The organism is Methanobrevibacter sp. V74, from assembly GCF_963082495.1.
Lineage (GTDB): Archaea > Methanobacteriota > Methanobacteria > Methanobacteriales > Methanobacteriaceae > Methanocatella.
On the sequence record NZ_CAUJAN010000004.1, the window covers coordinates 288,909 to 301,543 of the forward strand.

A 12,635-nucleotide genomic window follows, 5' to 3' on the forward strand; every position below is an offset into this window, starting at 1 on the left:
TTTTATGAAATAATTTAATAAGAAGCTTTTAAAAAGCTCCTTAAATTAAGTTTACTAGCTTATTCTTTTAAGAAAGTGTACCAGTAAATACATGCTACAAATACTGCACCACCGATAATGTTACCGATAGTTACTGGAATTAAGTTATTAATAAGGATAGTTCCCCAGTTTACACCTTCAGCACCTAAAAACATACCTAATGGTATGAAAAACATGTTTGCAACACTGTGCTCAAATCCAATACATACAAATGCCATGATTGGGAACCAAATACCTACAATTTTACCAATGATATCGTCAGATGCATTAGCTAACCATACAGCCAAACATACAAGCCAGTTACAACCAATACCTTTAATAACCACTACTGAAAATGGCATGGTAACTTTAGCTTCTGCTACAGCAATCGCTTTTGCAGAAATCGCATATGCTGGTGCAGCAGTATCAGTAGGAGTGATTCCTCCCATTACAGTTAAAACATATGCTACAAATAATGCACCAATAAAGTTGAAAACCCAACTAAGTACCCAGTTTTTAGCAAGACCTCCAATAGATGCAGTACCATCCAAAACACCAATAGACATGAACAGTATGTTCCCAGTGAATAATTCAGATCCTGCAAGAACTACGATAATTAATCCTACAGGGAACACTGCACCAAATACGAATTTTTCCAAACCAATCGGTGCGCCTGCTTTTAACATGCCTGCGCTTGCCACTACAGCTAATAAACCACCAAATGCAATATAAGCTCCTGCTAAAAATGAGAGCAATATTACATTAACCACATTTGCAGAGTTTTTAGAACCAGCGGTTGCGGAAATTGCTTTCGCAACATCTACTGGACTTTTAAAAGATGAACTCATTATATCAACCTCTTTTTATTCCCTTTATATTAAATTTTATAATACTTAATGAAACCCACAATTTAGTTCAATCAGTATTATAGTAGTATATTTAGATTTTTTATATAAAAAGGATTTATTATTCGAATGTAAAAGAAATATTTAAATACTATATCCATCTAAAATTTAATATAATGATAAATCATGATGGATTATATGCACACATGAAAATTCTATTTTTTTAATATGCTACTCCATAATTAATGATAATATACTTTACAACAGATTAATAATACTTATTTTATAAAAAAACTACATAAAATTGCTTATTGCTTAATCACTCAATAAAAGTAACCATATGAAATAAGCTTTAATTCGACTGATTTTGCTTAAAATTGCTGAAAAATACATGAAATTAATGAAAATTTTAAAAAGAAAAAGTAATGATTAAAATTTAGGTATGCCAAAAAATTATGAGGCGTTTAACAAAAAACAATTGCATATAGCAAATTAAGGCATTGACAAAATAATACATATACGATAATCAATAATTATAATTTAATGGTGATACAATGAAAATTGAAGAAGTTGATGCAATAAATTTCAAAAAAGGTGTTGTAAAAAACACAAAAGAAAAAGTTGTAAAGGATGAAACAATCACACTAACAATCAACAGAAATATTTCACGCAGCCTCTCTGCAATAGAAGATTCTCTGAAAGAATTTGCAGTTGGATATTTATTTAATGAAAACATGGTTAGGGATCTGGAAGATATTAAAAAAATTGAAATAGACGGACCGCAAATTAATGTTGAAATAGATGACACATTGCTTAAAACAAACGAAACTGTCCTTTGTTCAGACTCGGCAGGAGGATGGAGAAGCAAAATTGATGAAGTAAAAGCAGTTGAATCTGATTTTCAGGTTGATGTTCATGAATTAATATCAAGAATTGAAGAGCTAAAAGATAACGCGGAAATTTGGCAGGCCACAGGGGGAACACATGTAGCGGGAATTGTCTATAAAGATCAATTTATAGTAAAAGAAGATGTGAGCCGCCATGTTGCAGTTGACAAAGTAATAGGTCATGGAATATTAAATGACTTTGATTTGAAAAATTCATATGTAATTTACAGTGGAAGAATGCCTGCAGACATGGTCATTAAAATGACAAGAGCTGGAATTCCAATACTTGCATCGAATGCAGCTCCAGCCAATTCAGGATATAATATTGCAAAAAAAGGAAATATTACTTTAGTCGGCTTTTTAAGAGACCAACGTTGTAATATATACAATAACCAAAATAGGATTTTATTCTAATACAGTGTGTCTTGCTTTTAGGTCACTTTCAGTTTGATGCATCTTTTCCATCAACTCGGAGACGATAGCATCCAAGAATACTAAAGTGGTTAGCTCGAATGCAGTTCCTAAAGGGGTTAAAGAAGTATAATTACCATGAATTTGACGTTTAATATAATTCTCATCATCAACTTCTTTTTTTGTTCTTCCCTTAACAAGAATAAATGTATCTGCTAATTGACCTAAAGTGGAATCAGGATAAGACGTTAAAGCTAAAACTTTAGAACCTCTATTTTTAGCAATTTTAACAGCGGAAACTATAGTATTAGTTTCACCAGAACCTGAAATAGCAACAATACAATCATCTTCATAAATGGCAGGAGAGATAGTTTCACCAACTACATATGCACTTAACCCAAGGTGCATCAATCTCATTGCAAATGCTTTTGCAGCAAGACCTGACCTTCCAGCTCCAGTGACAAATATATTTTTTGAGTTTACGATGATTTCTTCAAATTTTTCAATAGACTTGTCATCTAAAAATTCTTCCGCAGTTTTTATATTATTCAATATAGCTTCAATAGAGGTTTTCATTATTTCCATTTTATCCAACTCATAAATCAATAATATTAATTATAGTTACAATTTTATATATAATTAATGAAATTCGAAAGTAAAGGCTTAATTAGTTTAGAGATAAATGGCAATGTTTACGATTATAAATTATACCAAAGCCTAGACTCACTTTCTCGAACTAAATCCCAAAGAAAATCTGCTAAAGAATTAAATATATCCCATACAGTATTTAATAGGAGATTACTCAAAGCTGAAGATAAGTTAGGTGTTGAAATTACCAGAAAGGTTGGAAACGGCACCATATTAACATCGGAAGGGTTGAGTTTACTTGAAGAATTTAAAAAATATCTCATTCAAATTGAAAAGCCATCTAACATTAACATTGCAGGAGGGCACATTAGTACCGGACTTCTAGAAAGTATCGAAACACCTTTTGACATCAATATTTACAGTAGCTCTGATGAAGATGCTTTTGAACTTGCAAAAAGAGGTGCCGTTGATATCCTAACGTTGGATGACCCATTAATCGCCTATGAGCGAGACATCAACTTTATGCCAATAGCTTATGACTATCTTGTTTTGGTTGCAAATCCCCAATCAAAAAATATCGAAAGCATATCTGATTTGGAGGGATTGGATTTTGTCAATGTTAACGGATCTGCTCAAAGACTTGCCTGGAACAGTTTAAAACATTATGATATTAAATATAACATAAAAGAAAGTGTCAGCTCTCAATTTGATGCCTTTAAAATGGTAAGAAATTCCAAAAATTTATATACATTTTTAAATGCAAGTTATTTTAAAGGAAATGAACTTTTAAAGTATGATACCCAACATGTAATCAGCGTTGTTAAGGTCAGCGAAGATAAAACTGATGTTGATGATTTTGTTAGATTTTTAATTAATGATGCCCAAAAAGATATTGCCAAACAAGGTTTCACACCTATGGGAGTTAGGATTGGATGATTGCTCATCCGCACTCTCTTAAGAACCGTGCGTGTCCGTTAGCCGAACACACGGCTCAAGCAGAACTTAATCCAAAAGTTCAATTATAATAATTCATCGATTCATAAAATAGTCCTATTTACTTCTGCCATATGGTGAATTTCTCACCAATATTCTTTGTAACTCTCGAACTTTTCTTGAATCTCATATGCTTTCGGCATGATGTATCCGTTTCTGTAACTTATCTACATACTTCCCGACCTTGTACCAATTACTAGACCAATCCGTAGCGTATTGTGCTGTGGACCCATAAACATTATCGTTTTGAGCATATCTCATCTTATCACTAATCCTTTGAATAAATTACTTCATTTCGTTTTATATTCACGTTTTCCGCCAATCAGAAGTCTGACATATTATCCATGCCACACACAAAGGCGCGGTATCCATTATAGTTATTATTCCCACAATTTCCTATTGTCTTTCGACTGTTAATGGCTTTTGCTTTCTCTGATATCCTCTACCTCCTAAGGAATTAGGTTTCATTCACAATCCACTTACTCACAAATAGTTGTGAGACCTTGTGAGGCTTACCAAGTTGATCTACTTCAGAAGCGAATGAATTAAGGTTCAATCTTTACTCCGACAATTACTATAAGATTATGACTAAATAATCATGTACTAACTGATTATTTCTATGAATTTACATTCAATAGTAGTTAAATTAAATTTAACATTGCATTCTGCCTATTGGTTTGGTTTACGAAGCTTGCAATTGTTCACTGTCGTTAACCTTTTTCATTCTTTCCCTAGCCATAAACATGATGAATGCTTTATATTTATTTAGGCATAATATCATGCAACCTCATAATCAATCACTCAATTATAAGTTTCAATAGGGAAAATCCCGTCATAACTGTGATTGAAATAAAATTTCACTGATTTAAATGGGAAATAGACCCTAACTTGTCGCACTAATACTTTTCAAATGCCCTTGGAAAAAATGAATATTAGATAATTATACATATTAAGTAACATCACTCATTTTTACAGTTTATGAAATTGCATATAAACGACCATATGCACTTTCAAAAGCATTAAATAATGATGAAACACAATATTATATTGAAAAAATAAAAAGGCGATATTATGGTTAAAAACAGAGATTTAGTAGCGGTTGGCCACTCTGCTCATGATTATATTATAAGAGTGCCTAAATTTCCAAAAGCTAATTTTTCAGCTCCCATAACCAATATGGAAACTTTTAATGGTGGGGCGGCTGCAAATGTGGCTTGTGTTGGAGCGAAGTTAGGATTGAAAACCTCCCTTGTTTCAGCTGTCGGTGGGGATTTCAAAAAAAACGAATATTATGAACATATGCAAAATTTAGGTGTCGATACTGATTCATTAATTATAGTTCCTGGCGAAGCAACACCTACAGCATTTGTCTTAACTGACGATAATGATGACCAGATCAGTTATTTCTACTGGGGTGCAGCACGTGAATTTGCAGAAAGCAAAGTACCGGCAGCAGCTATTAAAAATGCTGAAGCAGTTCATTTAGCTACCGGTGATCCTAATTTTAATTGGAAATGTTCACAAGAAGCCAAGGATGAAGATTTGCTTGTTTCATTTGATCCCGGTCAGGATCTTGGAATGTATGATACTAAAAAACTATGTGACGTTATTAAAAATACGACAATACTATTTGGAAATCATCATGAAATTGAAAGAATCCTTGATGCACTTGAAGTTGATTTAGACGGCCTTAGAGCTCTTGGACCTAAAATAATCGTTAAAACTTGCGGCGATATCGGTAGTGAAATTTATTCAAACGAGGAAAAAATTATTATCGATGCTGTTAAAAGAGATGCAGTTGACCCAACAGGTGCTGGAGATTCCTACAGAGCCGGATTTTTATCAAGATTCTTAAATGGAGAATCACTTGAAGAATCTGCTAAATTTGCATCATCAGTTTCATCATTTATCGTTGAACATCAAGGTTGTCAAACCAATATGCCTACTTTTGATGAAGCATTTGAAAGAATGAATGAATTTTATTAATTCTTTTATTTTTTCAATTATACTTTATTTTTCTCAAAACACCTTTATTTTTGTTATATCTACATAAAATTTACTATTTTTTAAAAAAAACTTGATTTAAATCAATAAAGTTGGAATTAAAAAATATCCTACTAATTTAAATACTATTAAATTAAAATAAGAAATTATCAACTTTATATGATAAGAGTATAAAGTAAATTTGACTATTTTAAATCTATGTGGAGAGATAATAATGACACAAATCAGTGATGCTAAAAAAGGCATTTTAACAGAGGAAATGAAGCATGTTGCCAAAATTGAAGGTGTAAGTGAAGATTTTATTTTAAAATCCGTGGCAGAAGGCACTATTGTAATACCTGGAAATGTTCACAGAGACATTGAAGCTGCAGGTATTGGAGCAGGACTTAGAACAAAAGTGAATGCGACAGTGGGAACATCAACCGACATTGTTAATTTCGATGAAGAAGTGGAAAAGGCACAAATTGCAATTGACCATGGCGCAGACTGCTTAATGGAGTTAAGTATTGGTGGAGACTTGGATGTAATAAGAAGAAGAGTTTTAGACATGTTCCCACTACCTGTAGGTTCAGTGCCAGTCTACCAAGCAGCGATTGAAACTATAAGGGAAGAAGGTTCCGTAGTCTACATGGAAGAAGATAAATTATTCAACACCATTGAAAAACAAGCAAAAGATGGTATTGACTTTATGGCAATCCACAGCAGCATTAACATTGAAACATTAACCAGACTCAAAAGACAAGGCCGCGTAACTGGACTTGTATCCCGTGGAGGATCATTCATGTCCGGTTGGATTGTGGAAAACGAAAAAGAAAACCCACTATACGAAAACTTCGATTACGTATTAGAAATCGCAAAAGAACACGATGTAGTATTATCTCTTGCAAACGGTATGAGAGCAGGATCTATTGCTGATTCGACCGACAGGGCACAAATACAGGAATTGATTATATTAGGCGAATTAATTGACAGATCCCGTGAAGCAGGAGTACAATGTATGATTGAAGGTCCAGGACACATTCCAATTAATGAAATTCCAACAAATGTAATGATTCAAAAGAAAATGTGTTCAAATGCACCTTTCTACATGCTTGGACCTATCGTATGTGACGTAGCACCAGGTTATGACCACATCGTATCGGCTATTGGAGCTGCATCCTCTGCAAAAGCAGGTGCTGACTTTATCTGCTATGTAACTCCAGCAGAACATTTAGCTCTCCCAGACCCTGATGATGTAAAAGAAGGAGTTATTGCAACTAAAATAGGAGCATATGCAGGAGATTTGGCAACTGGTAGAATCGACGGCACACAAGACCTCGCGATGGCAGAAGCTCGTAAAAAACTTGATTGGGAAGCACAATATGAATGTGCAATGTTTCCTGAAGCTGCACGTGCAAAAAGAGACCAAAGACCACCTGAAGAAGAAGACACCTGTACCATGTGTGGCAACTACTGTGCAGTAAAAATCGTGAACGAATGGTTAGACCAATCTGATTCTGAATTAATTAAATAGATATCCCATCTATTTAATTCTCTTTTTTATTATTTGATATGTGAGATAAAATTTATTCCCTTTATTATTCTGGCATGTATTTTTCTTCGACATGTATCGTATAAAAGCAGAGATATGTTCTATTTCCATATTCTGATTACAATCATCTATTTAAATTATTTACCTATAGGCCGTACTGTTTTCTTTTCCTTAGAGTTTTATAGGGGATATGCATCCCAATTAGTTTAGAATATTGTGTTTAAAAAATAATAGATAATTACCCAATACTTAAATAAAATTAATTAATATTCTAAACAAACTACTATCATCACTTGAATATCTCTGAATATCAAAAAAATGCCGCACGAGTTTTTTAAAAAGACAAATCGATATAATATTTTTATATTATTAAATATAAAAACAAGATTAATATAAAACTTATTTTTATTATTATAATGGAGAATATAGATGACACATTGGATTGAAAATGTAGCTACTGAACTGGCTAAAAAAGATACAGAAGAACATATTATTGCAAGTGGAACATCCATATCAGGTTCCATTCATATTGGAAACTCATGCGATATTTTTATAGCTAACGCAATCGGTAAAAAATTAAGAGAAATGGGAAAAGAGGCAAAAACAATCTGGATTGCTGATGACCACGATCCTTTAAGAAAAGTCCCATATCCTTTACCTGAAGATTATGACAAATACCTGGGGATGCCATATTCAATGATTCCATGCCCTGACGGTTGTTGTGATAACTTTGTAGAACACTTTGAAAAACCTTTGCTTTCAGTGATGGAAGATTATGGAATTGAAATGGAAACCAAATCCGGTTTTGAAATGTATAAAAACGGAGATTACCTTGACTACATTAGAACTTCACTTGAAAAAGTTGATGAAATCAAAGAAATCTTTAACGAATACAGAAGAGAAAAATTAGCAGACGATTGGTTACCGTACAATCCGATTTGTGATGAATGCCATAGAGTAAATACCACTTACGCATATGACTACAATGGAGATACCATCAAATACAGATGCGAATGTGGCCATGACGGTGAAATGGACATTAAATCTGGAAATGGTAAACTTACCTGGAGAGTTGAATGGGCGGCAAGATGGAAAATCTTTAAAACTACTTGCGAACCATTTGGAAAAGACCATGCAGCAAGTGGCGGATCATATGATGTAAGTAGCGTGATTTCAGAAAAAATATTCGACTATCCTGCACCATACCCAGTGCCATACGAATGGATTACTCTTGATGGGGAAGCCATGAGTAAATCCCACGGTGTTTTCTTTGCTCCTGAAGAATGGTTAAAAGTTGGACCTGCAGAAAGCCTTAATTACTATTTATTTAGATCAAAACCTATGAAAGCGAAAGATTTCTCACCAAAAATGCCTTTCTTAGACTTCATTGACCAGTTTGATACAGTTGAAAAAGTATTCTACGATGAAATAGAAGCTCCATCTGAAAAAGAAGGTAAAAAATTCAAGGAAATCTATGAAATAGTTCAGATTAATGAAGGCAGCCCTCTGCCTTTCAGACCTTCATTTAGATTCTTAGTTAATGCTTATCAAATAGCTGGTGATGACCTTGAAAAAATATTCGGCATTCTTAAAAGGAATTCACAGTTAACTAAAAGCTTTGAAGATAAAGAATTCTGCGATTTAACTGAAACGGAATTAGCCCAATACAGACAAAGAGTTGATAATGTAATTTACTGGTTGGATACTTATGCACCTAAATTTGTTAAATTCCAAGTGCAAGAGAAAAGTATACCGAAATTACCTTTAACCACTGAACAAGACAAATTCTTAACTGACCTAGCCGGTTTGATGGAAACTACTGAGTTCAGTGATGCAGCTGACCTGCACGATGCAATGTATGAAATCTTAGAAGCTCAAGAATTAAAACCGCAAAAAGGTTTCCAAGCTATTTATAAAATGATTCTTGGACAAAAACAAGGCCCAAGAGCGGCGTCATTCTTGTTGAGTTTAGACAAAGACTTTGTTGTAAAAAGATTAAGAAAAGAAGCTTAATCTTTTAACTTTTTATTTCTTCAGAACAGCGTTCGTGATTTTAATAATTTTCCCACTAGGAAGTAGAATATGGAAAATCCCACAGGAATTTTTACAAACACTTTAATATGGTTTGGTGTTGCAATATCAGTTTCTGAAATCGAAGCGGGCATTCAAATAGCTTCAGCGTCTTCACTAAATTCATTATGGCTTCCACTAGTCCTTGGACATGTACTTGGTGGAATATTGCTATTTTTCATTGGGTTTATTGGTGCAAAACTTCGAATAAATGCAATGGAAACAACAAAATCGGCTTTTGGCAAATATGGATCCAAGTTTTTTGCAACATTGAATGTATTGCAATTAATTGCATGGGTAGCGGTATTGAATGCACAAGGAGCGGTTGCCCTTGTTAGCCTGAATTTGCCAATATCTTTTGAGATGACTTCGGCTATTCTTGCAGCACTTGTTGGCCTATGGGTTTATATTGGACTTCAACGTTCAACAAAAATAACAACAAGCGTCATGTCGGTATTGATAGCCTTACTTGTGATATTGTCTGTTAAATTGTTCGTGTTCAGCACACCTGCTGGAGTGAATTCGATTTTTAGCAGCTCACAAGCGCTTAGTTTTTGGAATATCTTTGAAATTTCGATTGCAATGCCTATTTCATGGTTGCCTGTAATATCTGACTACACCAAGGATGTTGAAAATCCTGTTAAGGCTACAGCAGCATCAGCAATAGCATACACACTTGCAAGCCTATGGATGTATTTCATAGGAATTGGGGTTGTCAGCATTGGATCAAAAAACATTGCAGATGCCATACTCATAATGGGCCTTGGAACTCCTGGAGTCATAATCATGGTGTTTTCAACCGTGACTACAAACTTGTTAGCAACAAATTCGGCGGGGGAATCTGCAAAATCCATTTACAGCAGACTAAATCCCAAAATTGCAGGAGTTATAGTCAGCATCTTAAGTGTAGGAATTGCCATTTCAGGAATTATGAATCATTACATAGGTTTTCTTTACCTAATTTCATCAGTGTTTGCTCCAATGGCTGCAGTGCTACTGATTTCGTTTTACTTAAATAAAAATCATGACGACAATGTTATTCATTGGAAATGGAATATGTTTGCATGGTTTGTAGGATTTATGGTTTATCAATTGGCCGGATTATTCGATTCGGTTGTCTTAGGACCAACATTACTTTCAATTATAGTTTCGGCAACACTTACATATGTCTATGTATTATTGCAAAATATATATCATGTTAAAACATTGAAAAGAAACTATTAAATCCTATTAACATTAAATTAAACTTTTAAATTCTTTTTTCATTAAAAGTTCATCAACAAATTGATAATCTAATTTTTCAAATATCTCAACCAAAATGTCTTCGCGACTATCGAAATTAACTACAACACTTTTAAATTCATAATCCATAGCTATTTTCTCAAGTTGCCTAATTAATTTATAAGATATTTTTTCACGATTATCATAAGAGTTTAAAAATAAGGTGGTGATTTCAGCAGATTTTGAGTCATATGCCTTAAAACTAGCGCAACCTACTGTCTTTTTATAATTATTTAAGAGTAAAGCTATCTGAGGACCTTCAACACTGCATCCGAAAGATTTGCAGAATTCAATAAATCTTTCATCGTTCTCATCTGTTACTACTATTTCCATTTTATCTTGATTCTGTAGTGTTTCCGACTTTATTAAGTTCATCATCCCAAATTTCACAATTATTACATGAGAATTCTAAAAATAAATCACGACATGTAATATCGTTTAATACAACTACTTCAACATCATTACATTTTAATAAGTTTTCAGCACCCATCAATGTAGTATTGTCTCCAATTACAACACGGGGAATATTATATAATATTACAGCACCTGAACACATTGGACAAGGTGACAATGTAGTATATAAACAGCATCTTCTGTAATCATCATAACATAAGCGACCCGCATTTTCTATTGCATCCATTTCAGCATGTAAAATTACGGAATTGTTTTGAATAAGACGATTATGTCCTCTGGATATTATTTCGCCATCCCTAACAAGTACAGATCCAATAGGAAGACCTCCTTCAGCTAAAGATTTTTCAGCTTCCTTAATAGCTTCGCTCATAAAATAATTATCAGATTTCATGAAAAAAATAATGTTATAAATGAAATTTAATTCATTTATTTGAATCTAGTGAATAATCCTTTTTTATTGGATTCTTTTTCTAATGCATCTTCAAGTTTTTTGACTCGTTTTCTTAAATTTGAAATTGTTTTACCGTTTTCATTAGATAATTTATCATAAGTGCTCTCTTTAATTTTTAATTGAGTGTTAAGAGCAGATATTTCTTCTTTGTAAACAGAAATTTCCTTTTCATTTTTTGCATCAAGTTCATCTTTATAATTTCCAAGGTTAAGGATTTCAGATCTTAGTTTGTCAATTTCTTCTGAAAGAGAAATGTTTTCTTTTCTTGCACTAGACAATTTTCTTTTTAACTCATTGACTTCTTTAGATAACTTAGAATTATCCTTTAAAAGTTTTTCAATATCGGTTTCATCAAGTTTAGCTTTAAGATCAGATATTTTAGATTCCAAATCTTTTTTAAGGTTAGCTAGTTTGGATTCGAATTTATCAGATTTTACTTTATAAACTGCTCTTTCAGCACCTAATTTAACAATATTATTACTTAAATCCGCATTAATATCTAATTGGTCAAAGTATTTTCTAGTGGATTTTTCAAGCGCTCGAGTTAATTCATTTTTAAGTTTTTTAAGCTCGGCATTTTCCTTTTTAAGATCGGGAATTAGTTTGTTAGTTAAGTAGTTAAGTTCATCTGATTGATTAGATAATTTTTTATCTTTTTCATCTAACTTATCTTTAAATTCATCTAATTTAGAAGGTTTTTGTTTTGGTTGTTTTTTAGGTTCTTCAACATCCTCTTCACCAGATTCTTCAACTGTTTCTTCAACTACCGGTTCAGGAACTTCCTCATCAACTTCCACAATAGGATCTTCAACAATGTCCTCATCAGCCACTTCCTCATCAACTACCGGTTCAGGAACTTCCTCTTCAACAGATTCTTCGACTAATGACTTTTCTTCTCCAATAGCCTCTGGTTTTTCATCAATAGTTTCTTCAACTACAGGATCAGGAACTTTATTTTCAGCAACTGGTTCCTTAACAACTTTTTTATCTGTTTTAACTACACGTTTGTTTTTTAATTTATCTAAATCTAATTTTACTTTTTGCCCATACATAGCATTTAATGGTTTATCATCAGACATTAAAATCACCATAATAACAATACTACTTAATATAAATTCAACTACGATATACACTAATAGATT

General features: G+C 33.0%; 11 protein-coding genes. 6 read left to right on the plus strand and 5 right to left on the minus strand.

Annotated features, from left to right (window positions below; translation table 11 throughout):
* Positions 1-59: 59 nt before the first annotated feature.
* Complete coding sequence (locus Q9969_RS08575) at positions 60-866, minus strand: formate/nitrite transporter family protein (RefSeq protein ID WP_305556370.1); 807 nt, start codon at positions 864-866, stop codon at positions 60-62.
* A gap of 551 nt (positions 867-1,417) precedes the next feature.
* Between Q9969_RS08575 and fdhD the strand changes: the two genes are divergently transcribed.
* Entirely contained in the window at positions 1,418-2,164 is a 747-nt protein-coding gene (gene fdhD, locus Q9969_RS08580; RefSeq protein WP_305515373.1) for a formate dehydrogenase accessory sulfurtransferase FdhD, read from the plus strand.
* Here fdhD and hxlB read toward each other — a convergent pair.
* Positions 2,156-2,746 carry a 6-phospho-3-hexuloisomerase gene (hxlB, locus tag Q9969_RS08585; RefSeq protein WP_305515705.1) on the minus strand — a complete coding sequence of 197 codons (591 nt, stop codon included), beginning with the start codon at positions 2,744-2,746 and terminating at the stop codon, positions 2,156-2,158. The two genes, fdhD and hxlB, sit on opposite strands and share 9 nt — an antisense overlap.
* A gap of 57 nt (positions 2,747-2,803) precedes the next feature.
* Here hxlB and Q9969_RS08590 point away from each other — a divergent pair, with 57 nt between their 5' ends.
* The 5 genes from Q9969_RS08590 to Q9969_RS08610 all read left to right on the plus strand — a co-directional run bounded on the left by Q9969_RS08590 (position 2,804) and on the right by Q9969_RS08610 (position 10,571).
* Positions 2,804-3,685 carry a LysR family transcriptional regulator gene (locus Q9969_RS08590; RefSeq protein WP_305515371.1) on the plus strand — a complete coding sequence of 294 codons (882 nt, stop codon included), beginning with the start codon at positions 2,804-2,806 and terminating at the stop codon, positions 3,683-3,685.
* A gap of 1,128 nt (positions 3,686-4,813) precedes the next feature.
* Positions 4,814-5,728, plus strand: a complete 915-nt coding sequence (locus Q9969_RS08595) for a carbohydrate kinase family protein (RefSeq protein WP_305515369.1) — start codon at positions 4,814-4,816, stop codon at positions 5,726-5,728.
* A 232-nt stretch (positions 5,729-5,960) separates the two neighbouring features.
* The gene (thiC, locus tag Q9969_RS08600; protein ID WP_305556379.1) at positions 5,961-7,259 is read left to right on the plus strand and encodes a phosphomethylpyrimidine synthase; all 1,299 of its coding nucleotides are present in this window, start codon (positions 5,961-5,963) and stop codon (positions 7,257-7,259) included.
* 447 nt (positions 7,260-7,706) lie between these two features.
* On the plus strand, positions 7,707-9,290 hold the full coding sequence (gene lysS / locus Q9969_RS08605; RefSeq protein WP_305515365.1) for a lysine--tRNA ligase: 1,584 nt from the start codon (positions 7,707-7,709) through the stop codon (positions 9,288-9,290).
* A gap of 69 nt (positions 9,291-9,359) precedes the next feature.
* Entirely contained in the window at positions 9,360-10,571 is a 1,212-nt protein-coding gene (locus tag Q9969_RS08610; RefSeq protein ID WP_305556382.1) for a cytosine permease, read from the plus strand.
* A gap of 12 nt (positions 10,572-10,583) precedes the next feature.
* Here Q9969_RS08610 and Q9969_RS08615 read toward each other — a convergent pair whose 3' ends face one another.
* From Q9969_RS08615 to Q9969_RS08625, 3 genes are read right to left on the minus strand one after another with little or no spacing between them, the layout of a single operon-like run.
* Positions 10,584-10,961, minus strand: a complete 378-nt coding sequence (locus tag Q9969_RS08615) for a hypothetical protein (protein ID WP_305556385.1) — start codon at positions 10,959-10,961, stop codon at positions 10,584-10,586.
* Between the two features lies 1 nt (position 10,962).
* A complete protein-coding gene (locus Q9969_RS08620) occupies positions 10,963-11,433 on the minus strand; it encodes a nucleoside deaminase (protein ID WP_305556401.1) in 471 nt (156 codons plus the stop codon).
* A gap of 35 nt (positions 11,434-11,468) precedes the next feature.
* The gene (locus tag Q9969_RS08625) at positions 11,469-12,572 is read right to left on the minus strand and encodes a hypothetical protein (protein ID WP_305556409.1); all 1,104 of its coding nucleotides are present in this window, start codon (positions 12,570-12,572) and stop codon (positions 11,469-11,471) included.
* Positions 12,573-12,635 lie beyond the last annotated feature (63 nt).